This window comes from Actinomadura macra NBRC 14102 (assembly GCF_001552215.1).
Lineage (GTDB): Bacteria > Actinomycetota > Actinomycetes > Streptosporangiales > Streptosporangiaceae > Spirillospora > Spirillospora macra.
Genome location: NZ_BCQT01000011.1, coordinates 458,600 through 484,334, shown reverse-complemented (window position 1 = coordinate 484,334; position 25,735 = coordinate 458,600). Strand labels below are relative to the sequence as shown.

The 25,735-nt window shown below is 70.0% G+C and carries 21 protein-coding genes; 6 read left to right on the top strand and 15 right to left on the bottom strand.

Annotation, left to right across the window (positions count from 1 at the left end; genetic code table 11):
- Nucleotides 1–18: 18 nt before the first annotated feature.
- Nucleotides 19–666, bottom strand: coding sequence for a DUF4360 domain-containing protein (locus AMA02S_RS21825; protein ID WP_067461189.1), 648 nt, complete (start codon nt 664–666; stop codon nt 19–21).
- 681 nt (nt 667–1,347) lie between these two features.
- On the opposite strand from AMA02S_RS21825, the gene AMA02S_RS21820 reads away from it, so the two are divergent.
- The gene (locus AMA02S_RS21820; protein WP_067461188.1) at nt 1,348–1,614 is read left to right on the top strand and encodes a hypothetical protein; all 267 of its coding nucleotides are present in this window, start codon (nt 1,348–1,350) and stop codon (nt 1,612–1,614) included.
- Nucleotides 1,615–2,421: 807 nt separating this feature from the next.
- On the opposite strand, the gene AMA02S_RS21815 is transcribed toward AMA02S_RS21820, so the two are convergent.
- From AMA02S_RS21815 to AMA02S_RS21795, 5 genes are all read right to left on the bottom strand, one after another.
- The gene (locus tag AMA02S_RS21815; RefSeq protein WP_067461187.1) at nt 2,422–3,153 is read right to left on the bottom strand and encodes a DUF7873 family protein; all 732 of its coding nucleotides are present in this window, start codon (nt 3,151–3,153) and stop codon (nt 2,422–2,424) included.
- A gap of 165 nt (nt 3,154–3,318) precedes the next feature.
- Nucleotides 3,319–4,371, bottom strand: a complete 1,053-nt coding sequence (locus tag AMA02S_RS21810; RefSeq protein ID WP_084265451.1) for a cation diffusion facilitator family transporter — start codon at nt 4,369–4,371, stop codon at nt 3,319–3,321.
- A gap of 281 nt (nt 4,372–4,652) precedes the next feature.
- The gene (locus AMA02S_RS21805; RefSeq protein WP_067461186.1) at nt 4,653–5,954 is read right to left on the bottom strand and encodes a low temperature requirement protein A; all 1,302 of its coding nucleotides are present in this window, start codon (nt 5,952–5,954) and stop codon (nt 4,653–4,655) included.
- A gap of 124 nt (nt 5,955–6,078) precedes the next feature.
- Nucleotides 6,079–6,729 (bottom strand): CoA transferase subunit B, encoded by a 651-nt coding sequence (locus AMA02S_RS21800; RefSeq protein WP_067461185.1) that lies wholly within the window; start codon nt 6,727–6,729, stop codon nt 6,079–6,081.
- Nucleotides 6,713–7,501, bottom strand: coding sequence for a CoA transferase subunit A (locus tag AMA02S_RS21795; protein ID WP_067461184.1), 789 nt, complete (start codon nt 7,499–7,501; stop codon nt 6,713–6,715). The genes AMA02S_RS21800 and AMA02S_RS21795 overlap by 17 nt, the downstream gene beginning before the upstream one ends.
- 91 nt (nt 7,502–7,592) lie before the next feature.
- On the opposite strand from AMA02S_RS21795, the gene AMA02S_RS21790 reads away from it, so the two are divergent.
- Complete coding sequence (locus tag AMA02S_RS21790; RefSeq protein WP_067461183.1) at nt 7,593–8,483, top strand: LysR substrate-binding domain-containing protein; 891 nt, start codon at nt 7,593–7,595, stop codon at nt 8,481–8,483.
- A gap of 34 nt (nt 8,484–8,517) precedes the next feature.
- On the opposite strand, the gene AMA02S_RS21785 is transcribed toward AMA02S_RS21790, so the two are convergent.
- Genes AMA02S_RS21785 through AMA02S_RS21775 form a run of 3 tightly spaced genes read right to left on the bottom strand, consistent with a single transcriptional unit; the run spans nt 8,518 to nt 11,365 of the window.
- Complete coding sequence (locus tag AMA02S_RS21785; RefSeq protein ID WP_067461182.1) at nt 8,518–9,591, bottom strand: maleylacetate reductase; 1,074 nt, start codon at nt 9,589–9,591, stop codon at nt 8,518–8,520.
- A 2-nt stretch (nt 9,592–9,593) separates the two neighbouring features.
- The gene (locus AMA02S_RS21780; RefSeq protein ID WP_067461346.1) at nt 9,594–10,526 is read right to left on the bottom strand and encodes an intradiol ring-cleavage dioxygenase; all 933 of its coding nucleotides are present in this window, start codon (nt 10,524–10,526) and stop codon (nt 9,594–9,596) included.
- A gap of 32 nt (nt 10,527–10,558) precedes the next feature.
- The gene (locus AMA02S_RS21775; RefSeq protein ID WP_067461181.1) at nt 10,559–11,365 is read right to left on the bottom strand and encodes an IclR family transcriptional regulator domain-containing protein; all 807 of its coding nucleotides are present in this window, start codon (nt 11,363–11,365) and stop codon (nt 10,559–10,561) included.
- Between the two features lie 260 nt (nt 11,366–11,625).
- Between AMA02S_RS21775 and AMA02S_RS21770 the strand changes: the two genes are divergently transcribed.
- From AMA02S_RS21770 to AMA02S_RS21755, 4 genes are all read left to right on the top strand, one after another.
- Nucleotides 11,626–13,251: an FAD-dependent oxidoreductase gene (locus tag AMA02S_RS21770; protein WP_067461180.1), complete on the top strand. Its 1,626-nt coding sequence runs from the start codon at nt 11,626–11,628 to the stop codon at nt 13,249–13,251.
- Between the two features lie 11 nt (nt 13,252–13,262).
- The gene (locus AMA02S_RS21765; protein ID WP_067461179.1) at nt 13,263–14,606 is read left to right on the top strand and encodes an amidohydrolase family protein; all 1,344 of its coding nucleotides are present in this window, start codon (nt 13,263–13,265) and stop codon (nt 14,604–14,606) included.
- A 74-nt stretch (nt 14,607–14,680) separates the two neighbouring features.
- Nucleotides 14,681–15,667, top strand: a complete 987-nt coding sequence (locus tag AMA02S_RS21760) for an alpha/beta hydrolase (RefSeq protein WP_067461178.1) — start codon at nt 14,681–14,683, stop codon at nt 15,665–15,667.
- Nucleotides 15,664–17,175 (top strand): CoA-acylating methylmalonate-semialdehyde dehydrogenase, encoded by a 1,512-nt coding sequence (locus AMA02S_RS21755; protein ID WP_067461177.1) that lies wholly within the window; start codon nt 15,664–15,666, stop codon nt 17,173–17,175. Before AMA02S_RS21760 ends, AMA02S_RS21755 begins: the two co-directional genes overlap by 4 nt.
- Nucleotides 17,176–17,673: 498 nt before the next feature.
- On the opposite strand, the gene AMA02S_RS21750 is transcribed toward AMA02S_RS21755, so the two are convergent.
- The 6 genes from AMA02S_RS21750 to AMA02S_RS21725 form a co-directional block, all read right to left on the bottom strand.
- Nucleotides 17,674–18,960: an MFS transporter gene (locus AMA02S_RS21750; RefSeq protein WP_067461176.1), complete on the bottom strand. Its 1,287-nt coding sequence runs from the start codon at nt 18,958–18,960 to the stop codon at nt 17,674–17,676.
- 138 nt (nt 18,961–19,098) lie between these two features.
- A complete protein-coding gene (locus AMA02S_RS21745) occupies nt 19,099–20,124 on the bottom strand; it encodes an amidohydrolase family protein (RefSeq protein ID WP_067461175.1) in 1,026 nt (341 codons plus the stop codon).
- A 39-nt stretch (nt 20,125–20,163) separates the two neighbouring features.
- Nucleotides 20,164–20,775 carry a hypothetical protein gene (locus AMA02S_RS21740; RefSeq protein WP_067461174.1) on the bottom strand — a complete coding sequence of 204 codons (612 nt, stop codon included), beginning with the start codon at nt 20,773–20,775 and terminating at the stop codon, nt 20,164–20,166.
- 233 nt (nt 20,776–21,008) lie between these two features.
- Complete coding sequence (mdlC, locus tag AMA02S_RS21735) at nt 21,009–22,655, bottom strand: benzoylformate decarboxylase (RefSeq protein WP_067461173.1); 1,647 nt, start codon at nt 22,653–22,655, stop codon at nt 21,009–21,011.
- A gap of 5 nt (nt 22,656–22,660) precedes the next feature.
- Nucleotides 22,661–23,989 (bottom strand): MFS transporter, encoded by a 1,329-nt coding sequence (locus tag AMA02S_RS21730; protein WP_067461172.1) that lies wholly within the window; start codon nt 23,987–23,989, stop codon nt 22,661–22,663.
- 226 nt (nt 23,990–24,215) lie between these two features.
- Nucleotides 24,216–25,706: an aldehyde dehydrogenase gene (locus AMA02S_RS21725; protein ID WP_067461171.1), complete on the bottom strand. Its 1,491-nt coding sequence runs from the start codon at nt 25,704–25,706 to the stop codon at nt 24,216–24,218.
- Nucleotides 25,707–25,735 lie beyond the last annotated feature (29 nt).

Genomic DNA, 25,735 nt, shown 5'->3' with positions numbered 1-25,735 from the left:
ACCGGGGTGGAATCCGGATTATGGGCACTTCTTCCATGCGTAGTGGTAGGTCGTCTTGATGCTGCCGTCGGTGGAGTCCATGGCGATGAAACTGACCTTCGCAGCGTCCGAAGTCCCCTGTTCCACTCGCACTTCCGTGTTGGTGTTGAAGTTCCGCTGCTCGCCGCACGGTGACCAGACGAGTTGGGAGACGTCCACCTTGTCGGTGTTCTGCCAGTTGTCCTTGTAGGGACCGGGTAGAGGGTGCGAGAACTTCCTGGTACGCGAATCACCTTGGAAGTAGTAGCCGGCGATCTGTTCGGCGCTTGCGCCGGTCTGCAGGGAGGCGTAGCCGCGGTAGTCCGTCGAGGAGATGGCGTAGGTGAAGCCCCCCGGGACGTGCACCCTCAGGTTGATCTGGCAGTTCTTGCGGGCATCGGTGGGCGGGGATCCACCGCCCGTTTGGGCGAGGTACTTGCTGTAGGTGACGGTGAACGCTTCGTTGTCGGCCGACAGGGCGACCGCGGCGGTGCCGGGCGGGCATCCGCTGCCGTTGAGGCTCACGATGTCGATGGTGACCCCGACGGGGCCGCGTGCGAGCAGTCGCTCGGACGCGGCGGCAGGGGTGGCGGACACCGCGGTCGCGGCGAGCGCGACGGCGGCGGAAATGGCGATCCCTTTATGCATGGGAATCCTCTGCTCGAAGGTGGCGGCTACTATTCCTTCGGCGGCCGAAGAGGCGGCGCCGGATGCCTGAGTCAAACAGACGGCGTTTTAGAGGTAGACCCGGGATCTCAATAAAAGAGTAACCTTTGCGTCAAGTACTGTCAATCAAGGGTTTTCAACTATTTCAACGCACTTCAATTGACATGCAAGAGCACTTCATTCACCTTGAACACGGATTATCGAGCGTCAATACCACCCCGGTGACAGGGAATCGTTCCAACAAACGTTCCGGCACCGTGTAGGGCGATGAGCAGTCAGAACGCGTATTCACGGATGCCTGGAGACGATCGTCCTGCCTGTTACGGCGCGCCATGGACTGAACGGCGGGATGGCCGTATCTGACTACGGAGTCGAATGCGCCCTCCCGGCGGATCGTCCGCTAGGAAGAGCGCCTGATCACATGCGCGCCGATTGGTGCTGGAGAGGCTTGAGCGAGTGGGGACACCAATGATGATGCCGGTGTCCGGCAGGCACATCGCCGGCCGTGGGGCCGCGGCGGTCTTGTGAGACAGGCGGGACGGCGCGCCGGTCAGAACCAGGTCACGCGGGGCACGGGAGAAAAACCTCACCGTCCGACCCACTGCGAGCCCTCCGCTCGCATCGTAACTTTAAGTAGTCAAACAAGTTCGAGGAGTGAAAGTCATGAAGCTTCATCTCTCGGCCGTCCTGGGCAGCCTCGCCGCCGTCCCCATCCTGACGTTCGCCACCGCCGCCCCAGCGGTCGCTTCGGCCCAGGCCCCCGTTCAGCCACGCGAAGCCTGTCCCACCCATTGCAACGCGGTCTATCAACCGGTCGTCTGCATCTTCAACGACGGAGCTCCGGCCAGGCGCTTCACCAACGAGTGCTTCGCAAGAGTTTACGCCTGCCAGCACAATCTCAAGATCGTTCGCTGTAGCCGGGTCGCCTGAGCCTTCCGGCTCGTCGGTCTCTTGGTCGGCGTGCACGGCCGGCCGGTTCGAAGTCAACAGGGTGACACCTTCAGATGGTCGGTGTGGACCTGGAGTAAGGGCGCCGCTTTCCACGTTGTAATTGTTGTAATGACAATTACATCCGGATGGACTCGCGGTCCATCGCGCGAAGGGGGCGGAGCCGGTGAGCCTTCGTCAGTACGAGTACGCCTTGGCGGTCGCCGAGGAGGGCTCAGTGACCACCATGATCGATCGTGTGTTGGCCCGTCCGAAGGAACACCGATCACGTGCATAGAAAGCGCATCTTCGGAGAAAACGCGGTCGACACCTCGTCGAGCTGTTTCACGGTACGACCGGAAAGGAACGGGAGGCAAAGACGAAATGTCTCGAAGGGGGGACAGTCCGGCCGGCGTTGAGCGGCGGGCCCCGGAACATGCCCATGTTCCGGGGCCCTCAGATGTTCCGCCCACGTGCACACGCCGGCGACGTTTAAGGAGACGGATCAGTCCTGAGGTCGCTGTGCTCTGCCCTTGAGCTACCGCGGCGCGAAGAGCCGCGAGCCAGATTCGAACTGGCATCCAACGAGTGCGGTCCGTCCCCGCTCGATCCGGCGATGAGCGGAGAGTGCTGAGCCTGGAGCGAGAGCCTGAGCTTGAACGGGCCGCCTCTGCCGATTGGGCTACCCGGGCATGAATGCCCGGGGGAGGAATCGAACCTCCACTGTCGCCGCGATTCAGACTGAGCTTCATTCTCAGCTTCCGGGGGCCTGTGCCCCCGACCCCCGCGCTCCAGCGGGGGAGTCTTCAGTTAGGAGAACAGATAGGCGAACACGGCGTCGCCGACCTTCTTGTCGGTCACCTCCACGCCGTTGGCCTCCTCCCGCGCATACTTCACCGCGGCCTGCAGTTTGGCGACACGTTCGCGCAACTCGTTCACCCGCCGGGCCGGCAGCGAACCGGAGAACGCGACCTTCGTCCATGTTCCGACAATGACGTCCTCGGTATAGGTCTCCACCTGAGCGGGATGCTCCGTGGTCGCCTCGTACAGTACGTGAGCGCGCGGGATCTTCTTGGTGCGCATCGTCTTCACCGGCTCGGTCCGCCACACGTCCGCGGACTCGTCGAACGTCCACGACTCGGCGGCGTCCAGCACCGGAAGCTTGTCCACGAACGTGTGCAGGTCGGTGAGCTGCTTCTCCAGGAACAGCAGGTACGAGACCGGCACCTGCGCGAGGATCGTCTGCCCGTCCACGACGACATCGGCGCGGGCATCGCAGTTCGCCCAGTCCTTTGTCGCGACGACATCGAAGAGGCGGGTGAGCGATCCCGCGGCCTCGGCGAGCGTCTCCTCGGCCTTCACCTGAACTCGCGTGGACTCCGGTGGCAGAACCTCGCCCTCGTCGTCCAGCGGCTGGTAGGTCCGGGAGATGCCCGACAGCAGCGGGGTCTTCTGGACGCGGTGATGAATGTCGGTCAGCTCACGCTGCGCGCGCGACTTCGCGCCCTTCTCCACCGCGATGATCTGATTCAGCTTCGCCATCGGTATCGCCCTCCCCGTCTGTGACGAGGCGTAACGTTACTGGCCTAAATCAAGTCATGCACCTCGATATCGTCTTATCCAATGGACCATCTGCGCTCTGAGCACGCGCCGTCCTATCGACGTCCTGCTTCTGGGGACTCCCAGCGGAAGCCGGTAGAGGTGTTCCTACCGGTGGCCGGCCAGGACGGCGTGGTGGTCAATGCCGCGGGTCGGGGCGGGGTCGGTATGGACGGTGGCGGCGGCCAGCCGGGGAATGGCGTGCAGCAGGGCGTGCTCGGCGGCGACGGCCAAGCGGTGGGCCTGGAGGAGGGTGAGGTCGGCGTCGATGACGATGTCGGCTTCGGCGCGCAAGTGGTGCCCGATCCAGCGCATCTTGACCTGGCCCAGATCGCGGACGCCGTCGACGGCGCGCAGCGTGTTCTCGGTGGCCTGGACCAGGGCGGGGTCGACGGCATCCATCAGCCGCCGGTAGACCTCACCCGCCGCGTCCTTCAGCACCCAGATGATGGCGGCGGTGATGAGCAGACCGACCAGGGGGTCGGCGGCCCGCCAGCCTGCGGCGGCCCCGCCGGCGCCCAGCAGGACCGCCAGAGAGGCGAACCCGTCGGTACGGGCGTGCAGGCCGTCCGCGACCAGTGCGGCCGAGCCGATGCGGCGGCCGATGCGGATGCGGTAGCGGGCCACCCACTCGTTTCCGGCGAACCCGACCGCCGCGGCGGCGGCCACCGCCCACAGATGGTCGATGTCGTGGGGGTCCAGCAGCCGGCCAACCGCCTGCCAGGCGACCAGCGCCGCCGAGGCGGCGATCATGACGACGATGGCAATGCCCGCCAGGTCCTCGGCACGTCCGTAGCCGTAGGTGTAGCGGCGGTTGGCCGCGCGGCGGCCCAGCACGAACGCGATGCCGAGCGGAACGGCGGTCAGGGCGTCGGCGGCGTTGTGGATGGTGTCGCCCAGCAGCGCGACCGAGCCCGACATCGCGACGATGACGGCCTGCACCACCGCGGTGGCGCCGAGAACGGCCAGGGACAGCCACAACGTGCGCATGCCCTGACGCGAGGCCTCCATCGCGGTGTCGACCCTGTCGGCGCTCCGATGGCTGTGCGGGACGAGCAGGTGGGCGAGGCGGTGCCGTGCCCGATCCCCACGTCCGCCGGCAATGTGGTGGCCGTGTCGGTGGTGGCCTCCGGGCGGATGAGGCAAACGCCGGTTGCTCATAGCCCCACAGTGACGGACGAATCCCGTTGCAGCATCTCGATGACAACGCATCACACGCAGGTGCAACGCCCTCGCGCTCAGGCAAACGGAGACAGACCGGCCAGGAGCCCGACCCGAACGGTCCTTACCGTGTCACGCGAGGATGACGGTCACAGCTTGCCGGGCCCTTTCCCGGGCTGCGTTGGCATCGGCAGGTTCAGACCGTCGTCCGGACGCGGGAATCCGGCGGGGCGTCCCTGGAGACCAGCCTCACCAGCGCCTTTTCATCCTGGCCGGCGCCGTCACGCGGCTGAGCCCTGGTCGTTTCGCGCGCGAAGGTCGTCCAACATCTGTCGCTGGTGCCGGTGGCCGATCGTCTCGTACCCGACCACGGTGACGTAGGGGGCGAGCATCACCACGAGCAGGGACACCGCGATCGCGACACCGGCCGCGGACAGCAGGACGGCCGCCGCCAGCACCGCGAGGGTGAGGGAGATCAGCAGCAGGTGGAACCGATCCGTCGCGGAGAGCAACAGTGTGTGCAGCAGGTAGACCATCAGTAGGAAGAGACCGACCGGGATCGCCAGGGACGAGACCACCGCGACCTCGCTGATCCGCGAGTGATGCTCCAGTTGCAGACCGGCCACGTGCAGACCGGCGCCGGCGCCGGCGATCCCGATGAAGAGCGGGATGTGGCCGTAGCCGAAGAGGTATCCGCGGCTCCGGCGGTGAACCAGGACGTCACCAAAGGGGGTGGCGAAGTACACCCACCACATGCCGAAGGTCAGTCCGACACCGGCGACGACTATGGCGATCGCATTGCCGGTCCAGTGCGTCCCGTCCGCACCTCCGAGGAGGTCGCCCGAGGAGGCGACGGTGCCGACCACCCCCTCCCCCAGAGTGATGATCGCGAACAGGCCGTACCGCTCCGCGACGTGGTGCGGGTGCCATGGCGTCCCGCCGGCTCCGCCCTGGGTGAGCACTGGTAGCAGCAGCTCCAGCACCCCGAACACCGCGAAGCCGATGAACACGGCCGTGAGGGACAGGTGCGCGAATCCGACCACGATCCAGCCGACCTGCGCGATGATCGTCCAGCGGATGTTCGCCATTCCGACGTCGTGGAACGAGGGGGACTCCCGCGCGGCGCGCCACCACTGCGACACCATCGCGACCCGCATCACGACGTACCCGATCACCATCGCCCGCAGTTCCAGGTGTCCGCCCTCTTCGAGCGAGTGGAACATCGCAGGCAGGCCGAGCGCGAACACCACGACGCCGATCATCTGCACCATCGTCAGTGCCCGGTAGAGCCAGTCGTCGGTGCCGAACGCGGAGGCGAACCAGCTGAAGCTGATCCAGGCGACGCTGATCGCGAACATCGCCAGCAGGAACGCGGTGATCGCCTGCGCCGGATGCCCCTCGGCGAGCATCTCGGCGAAGTACGACGCGGCGGTGCCCACGGCGACCACGAAGGTCAGGTCGAACAGCAACTCCAGCGGTGTGGAGACGCGTCCGTCCTCCTCCGGGTCACGGCCGATCATCGGCACCAGACGGTGCGCGAGAACGGCCCTACCAGCACCGTCGACGCGTTCGGAGTCGCTCATCCCCGAAATGATGCCGTATGCGGCCACGACCGCCGAGGAGGCACCGCGGGCGCCCGCGGCCGTGCGGACGGTCGGCGGCGGGGCGGCCTGGCCCGTGTACGGGGTGACCCGTCCGCCCCCGCGACTAGCGGGTCGGGACGGCGGAAGGGGTGGTGAGGGGGGTGGCGGTCGCGGCGATGACGTCGTCGGGGGTCACGCCGGGGGCCGTCTCGACGAGCGTCAGGCCGTCCGCTGTCACGTCCAGGACGGCCAGGTCGGTGATCACGCGGGACACCACGGCGCGGCCGGTCAGGGGCATGGTGCACGCGGCGACGAGCTTGGGCGAGCCGTTCTTCGCGCAGTGCTCCATCAGGACGATGACGCGCTTGGCCCCGTGGACGAGGTCCATCGCGCCGCCCATGCCCTTGACCATCCGGCCGGGGATCATCCAGTTGGCCAGGTCGCCGGAGGCGGAGACCTGCATCGCGCCGAGCACGGCGACGTCGATGTGACCGCCGCGGATCATCGCGAAGCTGGTCGGGGAGTCGAAGAAGCTGGCGCCCGGCAGGGTGGTGACGGTCTCCTTGCCCGCGTTGATCAGGTCGGGGTCGACCTCGTGGTCGTAGGGGGACGGGCCGGTGCCGAGGATCCCGTTCTCGGCGTGCAGGACGATCCCGTGGCCGTCCGGCAGATGGTTGGGGATCAGCGTCGGCAGGCCGATGCCGAGGTTGACGTACTGCCCGTCGCGCAGCTCCAGGGCTGCGCGGGCGGCCATCTGCTCATGTGACCACGGCATCGTCGTGCTCCTTCGGCGGGGTGCGGACGGTCCGCTTCTCGATCGACTTCAGGGCGGCCTGGGCGGGGGTGAGCGGGAGGACGCGGTCGACGAACACGCCGGGAAGGTGGACCTCGTCGGGCTCGATCTCACCGGGCTCGACCAGCTGCTCGGCCTCCAGGACGGTGAGGCGTCCCGCCATCGCGGCGGCGGGGTTGAAGTTGCGGGCGGCAGCGTGGAACACGGCGTTGCCGTGCCGGTCGGCGCGGGCCGCCCGGACCAGCGCGACATCGGTGACGATCCCCTCTTCGAGCACCATCTCCCGTCCGTTGAAGACCCGTGTCTCCTTCGGCCGGGAGGTGGCAGCGGGGGTGCCGTCCGGGTGGTAGCGCAACGGGAGGCCGCCCTCGGCCACGAGGGTGCCGACCCCTGCCGGGGTGTAGAACGCGCCGATCCCGGCGCCACCGGCCCGCAGCCGCTCGGCGAGGGTGCCCTGCGGGGTCAGCTCGACCTCCAGCTCCCCCGCCAGGAACTGGCGCCCGAACTCGCGGTTCTCGCCGATGTAGGAGGCGATCACGCGGATGATCCGGCGGTGCTCCAGCAGCAGGCCGAGGCCCGCGCCGTCGACACCGCAGTTGTTCGACACGATCGTCAGCCGGTCCGCACCCTGGTCGAGCAGCGCTTCGATGAGGAACCGCGGGATGCCCGCCAGCCCGAAGCCGCCGACCGCGATGCTCGCGCCGGGCGCGACGTCGGCGACGGCCTCCGCCGCGGTCGCGATCACCTTGTCCATACGGCCGACCCTAGACCGCGCGATTCATATGCTCCAATATCAATTACTTGGGTTGGTAATATGTATTCGGTCTTAATGAGGAGGTGCGTTCGTGGAGCTGCGGCGCCTGCGGTACTTCGTCGCCGTCGCGGACGAGGGGCACTTCGGACGGGCGGCCGACCGGCTGCACATGGCGCAGCCGCCCCTGTCGCTACAGATCAAGAAGCTGGAGGGGGAGGTCGGGGTGACCTTGCTCGACCGGTCGACCCGGCGGGTGGCGCTCACTCCGGCGGGGGAACGGTTCCTCGCACGCGCCAGGACGATCCTGACCGCGGTGGACGAGGCGCGGGAAGAGGCGGTCCGGGTCGCGGCGGGCGAGGTGGGCCGGGTGTCGATCGGCTTCATCGGCACGGCGACGTACGCGGTGCTGCCCGCGCTGGCCCGCCGGCTGCGCGCCGAGATCCCGGACGTCGAACTGGACCTCAAGGGCGAGATGCTCACCCCCGACCAGGTCGACGCGCTGCATGAGGGCAGGCTCGACCTGGCCGTGGTCCGGACGCCGATCCCCGACACCGAGCTGGACGTGCGCCCGCTGCGGCGGGAGCGGCTGATCGTCGCGCTCCCGCAGGACCATCCGCTCACCGGCGGCGAGGACGTCGACCTCCGGAACCTGCGCGGGGAGCAGTTCCTGAGCTACCCGTCCCGGCACAGGTCGGTGATCCGGGACGCGGTGCTCGACGCGTGCCGCCGCGCGGGCTACCGTCCCCGGCTGGTCCAGGAGGTGGCGGAGACCTCGACGCTGCTCGTCTTCGTCGCCGCCGGCCTCGGGGTCGCCCTGGTGCCCGACTCGGTACGCCAACTGCCCCTGCCCGGCGTCGTGTTCCGGCCGCTCGCCGGGGATCCCGTTGACCTGGAGCTGGCGGTCGCCACCCGACGTGGGGAGACATCGCCGCTGGTGGCGCGGGTCAACGCGGCGCTGCTGGCGATGTACCGGGAGGGGTGAGGGGCGGATCGGCGCCGGGCCCGGTGAGGTCCGATCAGTGCTCGACCCGCGGGGGTTCGCCGCTCCAGGCGGAGCGGAGTAGGCGCACCACGCCGTCCTTGGTGACGGGCGCCGGATTCGCGTACGGAGCTTCCACGACCTGCTCGGCGATGGGGGTGATGTCGCTCTCGGCCATGCCCAGTTCCCGGAGTGACCGCGGTGCGCCGAGGGAGCCGGCGACGTCCCAGAGCCGGTGGGCGGGGTCGGATGAGGCCAGTGCGCGTGACAGGGCTTCGGCCGCCTCAGGGGCGGAGGGCTGGTTGTAGGCGAGGGCGTACGGCAGGACCACGGTGTGTGTCGCGGCGTGCGGGAGGTCGAGCGTCCCGCCGAGCGCGTGGCACAGCTTGTGGTGCAGCGACATGGTCGTGGCGCCGAGGCAGGCCCCGCACAGCCAGGACGCGTACAGGGCCGTCGCGCGGGCGTCCAGGTCGCCTCCGTCGGCGACCACGGCCGGGAGCGCCTCGGTCATCGCCCGTACGCCCTCCTCGGCCATCAGCGAGATGATCGGCGAGCGGTCGGGGGCGTACAGTGCCTCGACGGCGTGGGCGACGGCGTTGAAACCGCTGGTCACCGACATCTCGATCGGCAGGCCGAGCGTCAGTTCGGGGTCGTACAGGACGCCCGCGGGCAGCACCCGCGGATCCTTGCCCGTCCGCTTGCGCCCGTTCTCGGTGAGCCCCCACACGGCAGTCATCTCCGAGCCCGCGTAGGTCGTGGGGACGGCGACCACCGGCAGGTCGTGTTCCAGCGCGATGGCCTTCCCCAGGCCGATGGCCGATCCCCCGCCGACGGCCACGCAGCAGTCGGCGCCAAGTTCGGCGGCGCGGGCGCGGGCATGCCGCGCCACCTCGATGGGGACGTGCATGCGCGCGTCGGCGAGCACGCCCGCCGACCGGTCGCCGAGCGCCTTCGCGATGGTCTCCCCCGTCCTCTTCTGCTCGGGCGAGCAGAGCACGAGGGCACGGCGCGCCCCCAGCCGGGTGATCTCGTCGGGAAGGGACGCGACGACACCGGAGCCGAAACGCACGCGCATCGGCAGGGCGTCGTAGGAGAAGGACGTCTGGAGCATGGTCACACTTCCTGGTCGGTGCCGTCGGCGCGCAGCACGACGTCGAAGTTCACCGTGCGGAACGGGTTGGGCAGGCCGACCTCCGCCGCGCGGGCCGGGTCGTCGACCGTGGGGAACTCGCGCACGAGGCTGGGCTTGACCCCGAACACGGCGTCGGAATCGATGTAGGGGGTACCGGCGACGAACAGGTGGGTCGTCACCGTGCGGTATCCGGGGGCGGACACCTCGAAGTGGATGTGCGCGGGGCGGTTCGGGTGCCGGGACGTCGCCTCCAGCAGCCTGCCGACCGGGCCGTCCTGCGGGATCGGGTAGTACCGGGGGACGATCGAGCGGAACCAGAACCGGCCGTCCCCGTCCGCGGTGAACAGCCCGCGGAGGTTCAGCGGGGGTTGCACGTCGGGCTGCTGCACGTCGTAGTAGCCCTCGTCGTTGGCCTGCCACACGTCGATCGTCGCCCCCGGCACCGGTCCGCCGTCCGGACCCGTCACGCTCCCGGTGACCAGGCAGGGCGCTCCCTTGCCGTCCTCGGCGATGTCGGCGCCCAGCTCGCGCGGCGGGGAGGCGACCATGTGGAAGGGGCCCTCCACCGTGGATTCCGTCAGCACCCCGCCGGCCCGGTTGTTGATCGTCTCGACCAGCATCGAGGCGCCGAGGACGTCGGAGAGCAGGATGAACTCCTGCCGGGTGCTGGTGCACGTCTTCCCGGTCGCTGTGAGGAACTCGATCGCCGCCGCCCACTCCTGTTCGGTGAGCTCGACGTCCTTGACGAAGTCGTGCAGGTGCCGCACGAGCGAGGTGAGGACCCGCCGCAGGCGCGGGTCCGGCGTCGCGGCGAGGCTGGCCGCGACCACCTCGACCGACCGCTCCTCGCTGAACAGCTCGGCCGCGGGCGGGGGCGCGGGGTGGGCGGTGGCCGGGGAACCGTTCGGGTCCATGATCATCTCTCCTGTCTGTCGGCCGCGGTCTCTCACGATCTGCGGACGGATCGTTGCGGCGCGGCGTGGATCAGTTCGTAGTCGCGTCCGATCGCGCCGGTCGCCTGGAGCAAGAGGGGCAGCAGGTCCTCGACCAGCTCGGCCGGGCCGACCTCGGCGGCGATCGCGGTGATGTTGACGGCCGCGACCGTCCGCCCGTCGCCATCGCGCAGGGGCGCGGCGACCGAGCGGATCCCGGGCGCCACCTCACCGTCGGTCGAGGCCCAGCCCCGGGCGCGCACCTCCCGCAACTCGGCCTCGACCTCCTCGACCGGTTTGGGCTGGTGGGGCCGGACGGGCGAGCGCGGCTCCATGCGCAGCGCCGTCCCCAGGGCGTCGGCGTCCAGGGAGGCGAGCAGGACCTTGCCGAGCGCGGTGCTGGTGGCGGGAAGGCGCGTGCCCACCTTGACGTTGACGGCGACCACCTTGGGGACCTCGACGCGGGCGACGTAGATGATGTCCGAGCCGTCCAGTTCCGCGACGGAGGCCGCCTGGTCGGTCTGTTCGACGAGGTCGCGCAGATGCGGAAGCGCGACCTCCCACAGGCCGGTCGAGAGCGTGTAGGCCACCCCCAGCTCCAGCACGCGCGGTGTGAGGACGACGCCCTCGGGCGCCGAGCGGACGTATCCGAGGTGTTCGAGCGTGAGCACGATACGGCGGGCGGTCGGGCGGGCCAGCCCGGTCGCGGTCGCGATCTCTGTGAGGGACATCGGCACGCGGTGCGAACCGAAGCATTTGAGCACGTCGAGACCACGGGCCAACGCCTCGATGAAATCGGGGCCGGCATCTTCGCGCGGCATGTCGCTCCCTTCCCTGGTGGCTGGATCGCTACCTTGCCACCTTCCATCCAGACTACGGCGCTCGACCGCTCTACGGTCAAGTGCCCGTTTTCGCGAAAATGACCTTGTTTACTCTGTCTTTGCAGAACAAGTGGGTAGAACAATGAATGAACACGACACTTGACAGCCGTGAACACGCGTCCCATGCTTCTGGTGCGCGGTAGGGATGACCGCGTACCGGTCAAGCGACCGTAGAGCGGTCGCTCCAGTGGAGGCAGCACATGTCGAACAGCGCCACATCCGCCGATGTCGTCATCATCGGCGGTGGTCCCGCCGGCCTGACGGTCGCGGCCGAGGCCGCGCGCGCCGGAGCCGGCGTCATCGTGTTGGAACGCCGCACGGAGGACACCCACTCGCGGGCCGGAGTGATCCAGCCGCGCGTACTGGAGCTGTTCGACGTCCGCGGCCTCATGGGCCGGTTCCGGGCCGCGGCCGAGCGGTGGCGGCCCGACTTCGAGGTGCCGCGCTACATCTACGCCGGGCTGACCGGGCTGCGCTACGACCTGCTCGACAGCAAGTTCCCGTACGCGCTGATCATGCCCCAGATGACCACGGAGCACCTGCTCGCGGAGTGGGCCGTGGAGCAGGGCGCCGACCTGCGCCGGGGGATCACCTACGTCAGCCACACCGAGACGGCCGACGGTGTCACGGTCACCGCCCGCGACGCCGCCGGCGAGGTGCTGGAGTTCACGGCGCCCTACCTGGTGGGGGCCGACGGCGCGCGCAGCCTCGTCCGCGAGGTGACCGGCATCCCGTTCGAAGGCCACAAGACGCGGATGACGGCCGTGGCCGTGGACGCCGTCCTGTCCTTCCCCTGGGAGGCGTCCATGCAGATGAAGCGCAACGAGCACGGCTGGGTGCTCGCCTACCCCTTCGGCAAGGGGATCACCCGGTTCATCATCGTCGCCGAGCATCGCCGGAACGTGCCCCACACCGAGCCGGTCACCATGGAGGAGGTCCGCGAGTCACTGCGGCTGATCTTCGGGAACGACTTCGGGGTGACGTCGGCGAACTGGCTGTCCCGCTACGGCGACGCCCACCGCATGGTCCCCGAGTTCCGCCGCGGACGGGTGCTGCTCGCCGGTGAGGCGACCCGGGTGCACTACCCCGCCAGCGGTATCGGGATGAACTACTGCATCCAGGACGCCTTCAACCTCGGTTGGAAGCTCGGCTGGGTGGGCACGGGCCGCGCCCCCGACGCGCTGCTCGACACCTACCACGACGAGCGGCACCCCGTGCTCAAGGCGCTGATGGACGACGTCGCGACACAGTGCGGCCTGCACTTCGACTTCTCCCCCGCCGGGATGGCCCTCAAGGAGTTCTTCGAGCGGGAACTCGTGCCGATCCCCGAGGTCAACGCCATCCTCCGCAACCGGCTGAGCGGCTTCGGCACGTCCTACCACCGGGACTCCGACTCCCATGTCGCCGACGGCACCCGGGTGAGCGACTTCCCCGTCGACTCCTCCGCCGGCACCGGATCCCCGCTCGGGTCGACCTACACCGAGGTCGCCAAGGACGCGGGCTTCGTCCTGGCCGACGTCCCCGGTCCAGAAGGGCCCCGGTCGCTGCCCGACACGATCACCGCCGTGACGGCCTCCGCCGCCTCGCTGGCCCGGGACTTCGGCGCCGCCGCAGTGCTGATCCGTCCCGACGCCTATGTGGCGCGCGCCTGGGCCACGCGGCCCACCGACGAGGAGGTCGCGGCCGCCTACCAGACCGCGACGCGGCAGGACGCCGGCGAGCCGCTCACGCCGGCCGAAGCACCCGCCGAAACGCCCGCCGAGGCACTCGGCCAGGCGCCTGCGGCGGGCATCACCGCCGCCGGCCGGCAGCCCGAACACGCCTGAGAGGAGAGGACATGACCGAGCACGCGCCACGGCGCATCCTGATCGAGAACGGCTGGGTCGTCACCGGCGACCCGGCCGTCGGCACGCTCACCGGGTGCGACATCCTGGTCGAGGACGGCCTCATCGCCGGAGTCGGACCCGGCCTGGCCGGCGACGGCGCCGAGGTGATCGACGCCCGCGACATGATCGTCTTCCCCGGGCTCGTCGACACCCACAAGCACACCTGGCAGTCCGCCGTCCGGCACCGCTGTACCGAACTGGACTTGCAGACCTACTTCGGGGAGATGTTCGGCCGGCTCGGGGGGCAGTACCGCCCCGAGGACGTCTACGCGGGGAACCTGCTGGGCGCGCTGTCCGCCATCGACGCGGGCACGACCACGCTGATGGACTGGTCGCACGTGCAGAACTCCCCGGAGCACAGCGACCAGGCCATCGCGGCGCTGCGCGACAGCGGGATCCGCGCGATCTTCGGGCACGGCTGGCCGCTCGTCGACCTCCCGGCGTGGCTCGGCGGCAGCGACCGCCCGCACACCGATGACGTCCGGCGCATCCGCCGCGAACTGCTGGCCGACGACGACGCGCTGGTCACCCTGCACCTGGCCGGTCGCGGCCCGGAGCTGTCCACGCTCCACGCGACCACCGCCGACCTCGCCATGGCGCGCGACCTGGGGATCCGCGTCTCCATCCACATGGGATGCGGTCCCGAGTTCGGCGCGATGGCCGCCATCACGCAACTGGAGCACGCGGGTCTGCTGGGCCCGGATCTGAACTTCGTGCACTGCAGCGAGTCCGCCGACGACGAGTTCGCGATGATCGCCGACAGCGGTGGTTCCGTGGCGCTCGCCCCGCAGCACGAGCAGGCGTTCCCCGGCATCGGCCACACCTCGCTCGACCGTGTACGGGCCTTCGGGATCACGACCGGCCTGAGCACCGACACCGAGACCCACGGGGCCGCCGACCTGTTCACCCAGATGCGGGCGGGGCTGGCCGCCCACCGCAGCCAGCTGGTCGAGGGACGCTCCCGGTTCACCGGCAAGCTCGACCCCTTCAGCGTCACCGAGGTCTTCACGATGGCCACCCAGGGCGGCGCCGACGCGCTGGGGCTGGGCGACCGCATCGGCAGCCTGACCGTCGGCAAGCGCGCCGACATCATCCTCGTCCGCGCGAGCGACCCCAACCTCTTCCCGGTCACCGACCCGGTGGCCGCGCTGGTCGCCTCCGCGCACCCCGGCAACGTCGACACCGTGCTGGTCGAGGGCACCGTCCGCAAGCGGGCCGGTTCGCTCGTCGGCGACACGTTCGACCGCGCCCGGGAACTCGCGCTGGCGTCCCACCGCCGCCTCCTCGGCAGCTGAGGCCCGCCCGAGCGACCTTGCTCGCCCGAAGGACCATGTCCGCCCGAACGACCATGTCTCCAAGAAAGGCCGTCATGCCACTCGACCCCGCCGTCGCCGGGTTCCTATCCGCGCTCCGCTCCGCCGGAGTCCCGCCCGGTTTCGCCGGAACCCCCGCCGAGATGCGCGAGCGCATGCGGGGAGCGATCGAAGGGAACTGGGACCCCGCGACCTTCGCCCCCGTCAAGAGCGTCGATGACGTCGTCATCGGCGGCGGGCTGCGACTCAAGATCGTCCAGCCGAAGCTCGACGGAGCGGGACCGGGGCCGGTCCCGACCGTCCTCTACTTCCACCCCGGCGGCTTCGTCATGGGTAGCGCCCATCTCATGCAGGACGTCGCCCGGCGGCTCGCCCACGACCTCGGCGCCTGGGTGGTCTCCGTCGACTACCGGCTCGCCCCCGAGGCGCCCTTCCCCGCCGGGGTCGAGGACGCGATGACCGCGCTGTGCTGGGTCTACGACTCCATCGGCGACCTCGGCGGCGACGCCGCGTGCATCGGCCTCGCCGGGGAGAGCTCCGGCGCCAACCTCGCGACGGTGACGGCGCTGCGGGCCCGCGACGCGGGCATCCCCGTCGCGGGGCAGCTGCTCGCCTCGCCGGTGACGAACTTCGCGACCCACTACCCGTCCGTCGCGGAGAACGCCGACGGCTACTTCCTGACCCGCGACGACCTGGCCGTCATCAGGATGCTCTACCTCAACGACGACGACACCCTGGCCGAGGACCCCCTCGTCTCGCCGGCCCTGACGTCCGTCCTGTCCGGGGTGGCCCCGGCGGTCATCGGGGTGGCGGGCTACGACCCTCTGCGCGACGACGGCACCGTCTACGCCGCGCGGCTCCTCGAAGCGGGCGTGCCCACCACGTTGCGCGTGTACCCGGGCCTCATCCACCCGTTCTTCGGCATGCCCGGCCTGTCACCGGCCGCGGACGCCGCCGTGTCCGAACTGACCGGTCTCCTCGGTGGGCTGCTCGCCGTGCCCACCGCCGCCGAGCCCGTCCCCGAGACGAAGGAGAACGCGTGACCGCCTCCACCAGCGACGTGCGCGAGATACAGCACTGGGTCGACGGCAAGGAGCACGCCGGCTCCAGCGGGAACACCGCGCCCGTCACCAACCCGGCGACCGGCGAGGTCACCGGCCGGGTCTCCCTGGCGGACGCCACCGACGCACGCGTCGCGATCGCCTCGGCGAAGGCCGCCTTCCCCGCCTGGCGGGACCTCTCCCTCACCAAGCGCACCCAGATCATCTTCCGTTTCCGCGAGTTGCTGAACGAGCGCAAGCCGGAGCTGGCGAAGCTGATCACCGCCGAGCACGGCAAGGTGCTCGACGACGCGCTCGGCGAGATCAGCCGGGGTCAGGAGGTCGTCGAGTTCGCCTGCGGCATGCCGCACCTGCTCAAGGGCGCCATGACCGAGAACGCCTCGACCAACGTCGACCTCCACTCGATCCGCCAGCCACTCGGACCGGTGGCGATCATCTCGCCGTTCAACTTTCCCGCGATGGTCCCGATGTGGTTCTTCCCGATCGCGCTCGCCGCGGGCAACACCGTGATCCTCAAGCCCAGCGAGAAGGACCCGTCCGCCTCGATCTGGCTGGCGGAGCTGTGGGCCGAGGCGGGCCTGCCCCCGGGCGTGTTCACCGTCCTCCAGGGTGGGAAGGCCGCGGTCGACGAGCTGCTGACGCACCCGGACATCAAGGCCGTCTCGTTCGTCGGCTCGACCCCGATCGCCCAGTACGTCTATTCCACCGCGACCGCGCACGGCAAGCGGGTGCAGGCGCTCGGGGGCGCGAAGAACCACATGCTCGTCCTCCCGGACGCCGACCTCGACATCACCGCCGACGCGGCCGTCAACGCCGGCTTCGGCTCCGCGGGCGAACGGTGCATGGCCGTCAGCGTGGTGGTCGCCGTCGGTGCCGTCGCCGACCGGCTCGTCCCAAAGATCGCCGAGCGTGCCGCCGCCATCAGGACCGGCGACGGCACCCGCTCCTGCGACATGGGCCCGCTGGTGACCGCGCAGCACCGGGACAAGGTGGCCGGCTACATCGCGTCCGGTGAGAAGGCCGGGGCCTCGGTCGTCCTGGACGGCCGTGACGTGCGGCCCGACGGGGCCGCGGGCGGCTTCTGGCTCGGCCCGACGCTGCTCGACCACGTCACCCCGGACATGGAGGTCTATGTCGACGAGATCTTCGGGCCGGTGCTGTCGGTCGTCCGGGTCGGCTCCTACGACGAGGCCATGGCGCTGATCAACGCCAACCCCTACGGCAACGGCACCTGCGTCTTCACCAACGACGGCGGGGCCGCCCGGCGCTTCCAGAACGAGGTCGAGGCCGGAATGGTCGGCGTCAACGTGCCGATCCCGGTACCGATGGCGTACTACAGCTTCGGCGGATGGAAGAACTCGCTCTTCGGGGACACCCACGCCCACGGGGCCGAGGGCGTGCACTTCTACACCCGCGGCAAGGTGGTCACGAGCCGCTGGCCCAGGTCCGCGCGCCGCGGGCTCGACCTGGGCTTCCCCTCGAACGACTGACCTGACCGTCCTTCACGTCCCGGCCTACGGGTACGGCCCGCATCTCCACAGCGGACCACGCAGGCCGGGACGTCGTCGTTTACCGTAAGCGCCGCTGACCGTAGGCGCGTGCGCTGACCGTGTGTGCTTGCCCGAAGGGGCGTGACCGTCGGCGCTTGATGCGGTCGTTGACCGTGGCTGTTCTCGCCGGCGCGCGGGTCCGGCCGGACGTGGCCGCCGCGGCGCGGCCGGGGCTCCCGCAGAGATGCCGGGTGCCCCCTCGCCGCCCTGGCAGCGGTCCCGGTTCTGGGCTTCTCGTACGCCGTGACGGGCACCCGGACCGTCGTGCTCATCGTGCGATAGCCACCAGGAGACCGGGGGCTCCACAAGCCGGCCCTCGTGGGACGGAGGCGCGGGTGGAGTGGGAGACCCTGAACGCAAAGTAGTCCACCCGGTGCTCCATCGCACCGGGTGGACCTGGTCCGCCCTAGGACAGCATCGCCTCAGGACAGCATCGCCTCAGGACAGGGCTGCCTCGCCGCTCGCCTCGTGGGCTCCTCGGGCGGGCGCCTTCTTGCCCAGGCGGGGGGCGGTCTCGCGCAGCAGCAGGGCCACCACGGCCAGCAGGATCGGCGCCGCACCGTACAGCAGCAGCGCGTTCTTCAGGTCATGGGTCGCGTCGGCGACCGCGCCGCCGATCTGCGGGCCGAGCGCTCCGCCGATGGTCTCCCCCACCGCGATCTGCAGGGCGAACGCCGTGGCCATCAGCTCGCGCGGCACCGACTCGCCGGGGATCACGTAGGTGATCAGCGTGAGCGATCCGCCCGCCATCAGCCCGACGACCAGCGAGATCAGCAGCAGGGGCACCGAATGGGCGAACAGGACGAAGAACACCGGCACGAGCCCACTGCAGATCGCCGCCACGAACAGGGCCGGTTTGCGGCCGATGCGGTCCGAGACCGCGGGGGCGATGATGCTGCCGAGCGCGACGATGCAGCCGTACACGGTGAGCACGAGCGTCGCGGTGCCCTTGGAGAGCCCCTCCTCGCTGAGGTAGGTGGCCGCGAACGTGCCGAATCCGATGATGGCGCCGATACAGACGGTCGTGCCCACCAGCGCCAGCGGGACGTTGCGGTTGGCCAGGACGAGGCGGAAGTCACGAGCCGTGATCCGGCGGGCGTCCGGGTCGGCCGAGCGGTCCTCGCGCATGAAGACCGCCACGAGGATCGCCACCAGGATGCCGGGGATGGCGACGAGCGGGAAGGCGAGCCGCCAGCTCAGCGCCGTGGCGAGGCCGATCATGATGCTCGGCGCGAGCGCGCTGCCGATCAGCAGCGTGCCGGCGATGACGATGCCCATGTTGCGGCCGCGTCGCTCCGGCGACGACGCCCTGGCGACCGCCCCCTGGATCAGGGGCAGCGCGGGGCCTTCGCAGAAGCCGATGATCGCGCGGAGCAGCAGCATGACCCCGTAGTTCGGGGCCAGCCCGATCAGGCCGACCGCGCAGGAGAACAGGACCAGGCTCGCGACGATCATCCATTTGGTCCGGCCGCCGAAGCGGTCCGACAGGACGGAGAAGATCAGGCTGGAGATCGCCCAGGTCACGGCCGTGACGGAGACCAGCGAGCCGAGCTGGCTGTGGTTCAGGTGGAGGTCCCCGCCGATCTGCGGGAAGAGGAAGGTGATCCCGAAACGGTCGAGGAACACGATTCCGGCCGCGAAGAACATGATGACGACGAGGGTGTTCTGCCGGTCGGCGCCGGCGTCGCCGAGATCTCGACCGTGCAGGGAATTGGTGACGGACATGATGGACTCCCCATGAGGTGGTTCGACCAGCGGACGGTCATTTCACGCTGGAATGGGACATAATTGGGCGCGTCAAAGACACGCACGTCACTCTGGTGGGGAGCAGGAATTGCGGCGGCCGTGATCGCCGACCCTTTTTTATCTGGCGAGGTCGCTGGTGAGCGCCGCGGCTTCGGCGATGCGCTGCGCCGCCCGGGGGAACAATTCGAGTGCCCGGCCCCGGACCTCGCCCGCCTCCTCAGGGGAGAGCGCACCGCAGCTCACGAGGCTCGTGCGGTTCAGTTCGGCGGACGACTCGGTGGTGCAGGGCGCGCCCCAGTCGCTGCCGTAGACGATGTGGTCGACCCCGACCGTCGTCATCGCTGGCAGCAGCGAGTGCGCGAAGGCCGTCGCCGCCGTGTCGACATAGAGGGTGGACGTCTGCTCGTCGATCTCCTGGGCCGTCACGCCCTGCGGGACCCACGACTCGTTTCCGAGCAGCCGAAGCCGCCCTGTCAGCGCCGGGAACGCACCCCCGCAGTGGGCGATCACGAAGGTGATGTTCGGGTAACGCGCGAAGGTCTTCCGGTAGATCATGTCGAAGACCGTGCGGGCGGTGTCGAAGGCCACCTCGTACAGCGGGGCGGGATGGTCGAGGGTCGGCGGCACCCGCGGGTCCGGGTGGACGAACACCACGGCCGCCCAGTCATCGAGTTGTGCCCACAGCGGGTCCAGAATCGCGTCGCCCAGGTGGACGCCGTTGTAGTTGGTCGTCACCACGAACCCGTCGGCGTCGAGCTCCTCGCGCGCTCGCCTGGCCTCCCGCACCGCCGCCACGGGGTCGTCCGTGGGCAGCGCGGCCAGGAGGCCGAAGCGCGACGGGTGGCTTCCCACCAGGGTCGCGCCGTAGTCGTTCGACGCCCGGATGCCCGGAACGCCGCCGGGGAGGCCGCCAGGGACGTTGCTCAGCATCTGCATGGCGGTACCCGAAGAGTCCATGTACGCCAGCGTCCGCTCCAGCGACCAGTCGAGGGGCTCGCGGAAGTAGATGCCCTTTCCCAGCATGTTCTGCCAGGCGCGTACACGCTCTTCCTCGGTACTCGGCAACATGAAATGCGCGTGAATGTCGACGTAGTGACCGGCGCGCCCGTTCCCCTCGCCACCGTGGTCAGTGATCGTCGCCATTGAGCCTTCCCTTCGGTTCGACTTCCACGATCGATGCGTTCACGCCGTGAACAGCCGCAGGCCGTCCTCGACCTCGGAGAGCGGGCTCTGCTCCAGAAAGGGGGCCAGTGCCTTCCGCGCCTCGGCGGGCGTCATGAGCGCCGACGGGTCCACCTCGTCGACGCGCCAGCTGCCGGTGTCGTCGTAGATGAACTCACCCGCGAGCAGACCGTCACGGTAGGGCCAGGCGGCGGCGAATCGGTGCGAGACCTGGTAGGTGCCGTCCGGATCGACGTGCTCGCCGGCGAGCGCCGCATCGGTGCCGCGGACGATCTGGGCGAAGATGGCCTCGATGAAGATGCCGTAGTCAGAGACCGCGACCTTCTCCTCCAAGGCGCCGAAGACGTTCACCCCTTGCTCGACGATGCCGGAATAGAACTTCCGGACCTCTTCCATACCGTCGAGCACCAGCGTCTTCCCGCGCTCGGTGAGCCGGTAGACCGGGTGCGCGACGGTCATCGTCGGCACCAGGATGTCCTCCCAGTAGCCGGACACCTCCAGCAGGGCATGCCTGCGGTAGTTCTTCAGCATGTGCCGATGCCGCGGGTCGTCGACCACCGCGAGCGCCGCGTCGACACCCGTCGTGATCTCCCGTACGTCGAATACCTTCATGTCCCACACTCCTTCGATATTCGAGAATTACTGGCGGCAACACTTCTCTGGAATCACGTTCCCCGCCCAGCAGAAGATCAAATCGCTGTCCGGCCGTTCCGTGCAGCCTAGGAGCCGGTTCCCCTCCGGCGCTTCACACGGTCCGTTGAATGGACGGCGCCAGTGACTTTGTTGAAATTTCGCCAACTTCTTGCACACCGATTACGCACCGACACTCCCCACTCGGGAAGCCGTCATCCATATGTCGGATCGGGGGCGACATCGACGTCCAGCAACAGAGGCGTGTTTCTGTCGGCCAGGTACGGTGCCACCTCGGTCAGAACCCGGGTCAGCTCCTCGTGCGAGGTGACCCGCTGCGCCGGGCAGCCGAAGCCCTCGGCGACGGCGGACATGCGGACCTCGGCGAACGACGGCCACGGCGGCTTTCCCTGGCCGGCCTGCTCGGCGAGCCGATCCATGATCGCGTATCCGCCGTTGGCGAGGACCACGAAGAGCACGCCGGCCCGGTAATGCGCCGCGCTCCACAGCCCCTGGATCCCGTACAGCGACGAACCGTCGCCCAGTACCGCGACGACCGGACGGTGCGGGGCGCCGAGCTTCACGCCGACCGCGGCCGGAAGACCGAATCCCAGCCCGCCCGCGGCGGCGCTCAAGAAGCCCATCGGTGTGCGGGCCGGGACGCGGCGGTGCAGCTCCGGACGGCTGGAGGGGGTCTCCTCGACCACGACCGCATCGGCCGGGAGAAGGTGGGCCAGGAGATCGAACACGTGCGCCGGCCGCAACGGTCCGCCCGGTGCCGGTGCCGCGATCGGCGCCGCCGTCTCACGACGCTGCCACGCCGGATCACGGTCGGTGAGCCGGGCGGCCACTGCCCGGCACACACCCGCCGGGTCCGCGATCACCGAGAGGTCGGCGACGCTATTGTGCGCCTCGTCCGGATAGGACGTCACCTGGAGAACGTGCACGCCGTCCGGCACCAGTTCCCCCGGCTCACGCGGGTACTGGCGGAAGACCGGGGCACCGACGACGAGCAGCACGTCATGGCCGGTGAGCGTAGCGCGCAGCGCGGCACGCCCAGGGGGCAGGTGCCCGGCGAAGGCCGGATGGTCCTGCGGGAAGCCCGCCCGCGCGCCGAACGGCTCCTGCCAGACCGGCGCGCGCAGCTTGCCCGCGAGATCGACCAGCGCGTCCCACGCCTCCCTGCTGTCCGCCCCGGCACCGGCGACGATCACGGGACGCTCGGCCGCGTGCAGCAGGTCGGCGAGCCGCTCGACGCCCTCGCCGTCCACCGCGCGCGGGCGGCACAGGGTCACCGGGGCCGCGGCGCGATCGGTGTCCGCCGGGGCGTCCCAGTCGTCCATCGGCACCGCGACCAGCGCCGGGCCCTGGGCGGTGACGGCCTCGTGATAGGCGCGTGCCAGCGCTCCCGGTACGTCCTGGGCCCGGACGGGCTGGTGCGTCCACACGGGATACTCCCCGGCGAGCCCGTCCAGCCTGCCCGCGAGGAAGGGATCGTGCGCAAGGTGCCGGCGGTCCTGCTGGCCCACGAGGACCACCAGCGGCACCCGGTTGGCTCGGGCGGTGGCCAGCGCGGCCACCGCGTTTCCGAGACCGGCGGTCGTGTGCAGGTTCACCAGGGCCGGGCGGCCCTGGGCGAGCGCCCACCCGGTGGCCAGGCCGACGACCGAGCCTTCGTGCAGGGCCAGCCGGAAGCTCATGTCATCGGGCAGGCCGGTCAGGAACGGTATCTCGGTCGAACCGGGATTGCCGAAGATCGTCGTCAGTCCGAGGCGCCGCAGCACCGCGAACGCGGCCTCGCGGACGCTCGGGACGGCCGGTCGGTCGTGCGCCGATGGACCTTGCAGTGGTCGGCCTTGCATCGTCCTCAACTTTCGTTCGCTTGGCGGTGATGGAGCATCCGGGCGGGGTGCGCGCTTGTCGTCACACCTCGTCGCGGGATCAGCAGCACGAGACCGGCGGCGATGACGGCCGGGATGGCGAATGCGAAGAAGTACCAATCCGGCCCGAGGACGCCGTTCCGCACGGCGGTCACGATGAGTCCGCCGAACACCGGGCCGATGATCGCGCCGATCCGGCCGACCGCGAGCGCCCAGCCGAGCGCGGTCGCGCGCGCGGCCGGCGGGTAGTGACCGCCGACGAGAGCGTTGACCATGGTCTGGCTGTTCGCGCCGAACCCGGCGACGGCCGTGAGGACCAGCAGCGGCGCGACGGACGGGCGGGTGGCGAACAGCAGGACGGAGACGGCGGCGACCCCGAACGCTCCGCAGACGACGGCGCGTTCTCCGACCCGGTCGGCCAGCGCGGCGGCGGCGATCACACCGACCACCGCGCCGATGTTGAAGACCAGGAGGAACGTCAGCGACGAGCCCATCGAATAGCCGTTGTCGCGCATCAGTTCGGGCAGCCACGTGTTGAGGCCGTAGAGCAGCAGCAGCCCGAGCAGCGATATCACCCAGAACAGCAACGTGCTGAGGAGGTTCTGGCGGGAGAACAGACAGCGGATCGACTCGAACCTGCGGGTCGATCCGGTCGTGTCCACGGCCACGCCCGCCGCCTGCGGAACCGCCGCCGGCTCGGCGCCGCGCCGCGCGGCCAGGAACGCCGCGGACTCCGGGAGCAGCCGGTAGGCGACCGGGACGACGAGCAGCAGCGGCGCGGCCCCGAAGTAGAACATGACGCGGAACCCGCCGGACGGGAGCACGGCGAGGGCGAGCAGGGCGGCGAGCACCCCGCCGGCCGAGTAGCCCGAGAACATGAGCGCGTTGTAGAGCTGGCGGCGCGCGGGCGGAGCGTACTCGATCATGAGCGCGATGGCCGTCGGCACGACCCCGCCGAGCCCGAGCCCGGTCACGAAGCGCAGCAGCCCGAAGATCTCCGGGTTGGGCGCGAGGCCGGTCAGCGGCATCGCGACCGAGAACCAGACCAGGCAGCACAGCATGATCCGGCGGCGGCCGACGAGGTCGGTGAGGGTGCCCACCACGAGTGCGCCGATCAGCATCCCGACCAGTGCCAGGCTGCCGATCTGTCCCACCTCGGCGGCGTTGAGGTCCCATGCCTTGTGGCGCAGCAGGCTCGGCACCACCGTGCCGTAGCTGATCAGGTCGTACCCGTCGAACACGACGGTGATCCAGCAGATCGCGAGCACCCGGCGCGCGCCACGGGCACGCTCCAAGCCGGAGTCGGTGAAGGCCATTGCTCTCTCCTGACGACGATGTCCGATCACCGGGAGGGGATGACATCGTTACGAGCTGTTACCGGACTTTCCCTGACGGACACCGGCGCGGCCAGCACCATGTCCGTTGAATGGACAGCCTGTCGTTCGGGGGGTGGGAAGAGAGGCCATCGCCGCGTTGGTCGTCAGCACGCCGTGGCGGGCGCGGGGTTCAGGCCCGCCACGGGCCTGCTCAGGACCGGGGCTCTCAGATGGGGTAGTGCCGTTGGCCGGACTGGACGGTGATCCACCGCAGCTCGGTGAACTCCTCCAGCGCCGCGCGGGAGCCGAACCGGCCCCACCCGCTCGCGCCGACCCCGCCGAACGGCATCTGCGGCTCGTCGTGGACGGTCGGCCCGTTGACGTGGCAGATCCCCGACCGGACACGCCGGGCCAGGTCCAGCGCGCTCGTGGCGTCCCGGCTGAACACCGCCGCAGACAGCCCGTACTCGGTGTCGTTGGCGATCGTGACCGCCTCGTCCGTCCCGTCCACCTCGATGATCGACAGCACCGGCCCGAAGGACTCCTCGGAGTAGATCCGCATCGCCGGCGTCACTCCCCGCAGCACGGTCGGCCTCATGTACAGACCTTCCGCACCGCCTCCGGTCAGCACTTCGGCGCCCTGCTCGCAGGCGTCGTCCACCAGCGCGAGCAGCCGGTCCCGGGCGGCCCGGTTCACCATCGGGCCGAGCTGGGTCGACGGGTCGTCGGGCGGCCCCACGACCAGGCCCGCCGCGCGTTCGGTCAGCCTCCCGGCGACGTCATCGGCGACCGAGCGGTCGACGATCAGCCTCTCGGTCGACATGCAGACCTGCCCCTGGTTCAGGAAGGCGCCGAATATCGCGGCATCGACGGCGGCCGGCACGTCGGCGTCCGCGAGCACGAGCATCGGGGCCTTGCCGCCCAGCTCCAGCACGGTCCGGGTGAGGTGGCGGCCCGCGATCTCGGCGATGATGCGGCCCACCCGGGTGGAGCCCGTGAAGTTCACCCGCGCGACGGCCGGGTGGGCGATGAGGGCCTCGACCACGTCCGGCGCGTCCTGCGGGGCGTTGCTGATCAGGTTCACGGCGCCGGGCGGGGCGCCCGCGTCGTGCAGCACCTCCACGATCGCCGCCTGCGTACAGGGCACCTGCTCGGAGGACTTGAGCACCACGGTGTTCCCGTACGCCAGGGGCATGGCGAGCGCGCGCACACCCAAGATCAATGGCGCGTTCCAGGGCGCGATGCCCACCACCACGCCGACCGGCTGGCGGACGCCCAGCGCGGTGAGGCCGGGGACGTCCGAGGGGATCACCTCCCCAACGGCCGAGTACGCCTGGGCGGCGGCCTCGGCGAGCATCCCCCGCGCGACGGACACGTTGAACTCGCACCACGGCCGGGCGGCGCCCATCTCCTGCCGCATCAGGGAGGCGATCTCGTCCGCCCGCTCCGCGAACAGCGCCGCCGCGCGCTCCAGGACCGCGCGCCTGCGCGCGGGCGGCCACCCGGCCCACGCCCCGAGCCCGTGCTCGGCGGCCTCCACGGCCCGCCGGACGTCGCCGACCGACGCGGCCGCGACCTCGGCGATGGGCTTGCCGGTCAGCTCCGATCTCGTCTGGACGGTCCGCCCGGCCTCGGCCGCGCTCCACCGGCCCCCGATGAACAGTTCGCTCTTCCGGTCGGCCTGCGCGCCGGGGCGCGCGTCATCGGTGGCGGTCATGGGATCTCCTTCGAAGTTCGCCGGGACGG

Coding starts and splice junctions, on each gene's coding strand:
- AMA02S_RS21810 (WP_084265451.1), bottom strand. CDS start 4,371: ATGAGCAACCGGCGTTTGCCTCATCCGCCCGGAGGCCACCACCGACAC.
- AMA02S_RS21750 (WP_067461176.1), bottom strand. CDS start 18,960: ATGTCCGTCACCAATTCCCTGCACGGTCGAGATCTCGGCGACGCCGGC.
- AMA02S_RS21730 (WP_067461172.1), bottom strand. CDS start 23,989: ATGGCCTTCACCGACTCCGGCTTGGAGCGTGCCCGTGGCGCGCGCCGG.
- AMA02S_RS21815 (WP_067461187.1), bottom strand. CDS start 3,153: ATGGCGAAGCTGAATCAGATCATCGCGGTGGAGAAGGGCGCGAAGTCG.
- AMA02S_RS21805 (WP_067461186.1), bottom strand. CDS start 5,954: ATGAGCGACTCCGAACGCGTCGACGGTGCTGGTAGGGCCGTTCTCGCG.
- mdlC (WP_067461173.1), bottom strand. CDS start 22,655: ATGCAAGGCCGACCACTGCAAGGTCCATCGGCGCACGACCGACCGGCC.
- AMA02S_RS21780 (WP_067461346.1), bottom strand. CDS start 10,526: ATGGACCCGAACGGTTCCCCGGCCACCGCCCACCCCGCGCCCCCGCCC.
- AMA02S_RS21800 (WP_067461185.1), bottom strand. CDS start 6,729: ATGCCGTGGTCACATGAGCAGATGGCCGCCCGCGCAGCCCTGGAGCTG.
- AMA02S_RS21760 (WP_067461178.1), top strand. CDS start 14,681: ATGCCACTCGACCCCGCCGTCGCCGGGTTCCTATCCGCGCTCCGCTCC.
- AMA02S_RS21820 (WP_067461188.1), top strand. CDS start 1,348: ATGAAGCTTCATCTCTCGGCCGTCCTGGGCAGCCTCGCCGCCGTCCCC.
- AMA02S_RS21825 (WP_067461189.1), bottom strand. CDS start 666: ATGCATAAAGGGATCGCCATTTCCGCCGCCGTCGCGCTCGCCGCGACC.
- AMA02S_RS21795 (WP_067461184.1), bottom strand. CDS start 7,501: ATGGACAAGGTGATCGCGACCGCGGCGGAGGCCGTCGCCGACGTCGCG.
- AMA02S_RS21745 (WP_067461175.1), bottom strand. CDS start 20,124: ATGGCGACGATCACTGACCACGGTGGCGAGGGGAACGGGCGCGCCGGT.
- AMA02S_RS21785 (WP_067461182.1), bottom strand. CDS start 9,591: ATGCTCCAGACGTCCTTCTCCTACGACGCCCTGCCGATGCGCGTGCGT.
- AMA02S_RS21775 (WP_067461181.1), bottom strand. CDS start 11,365: ATGCCGCGCGAAGATGCCGGCCCCGATTTCATCGAGGCGTTGGCCCGT.
- AMA02S_RS21770 (WP_067461180.1), top strand. CDS start 11,626: ATGTCGAACAGCGCCACATCCGCCGATGTCGTCATCATCGGCGGTGGT.
- AMA02S_RS21725 (WP_067461171.1), bottom strand. CDS start 25,706: ATGACCGCCACCGATGACGCGCGCCCCGGCGCGCAGGCCGACCGGAAG.
- AMA02S_RS21740 (WP_067461174.1), bottom strand. CDS start 20,775: ATGAAGGTATTCGACGTACGGGAGATCACGACGGGTGTCGACGCGGCG.
- AMA02S_RS21765 (WP_067461179.1), top strand. CDS start 13,263: ATGACCGAGCACGCGCCACGGCGCATCCTGATCGAGAACGGCTGGGTC.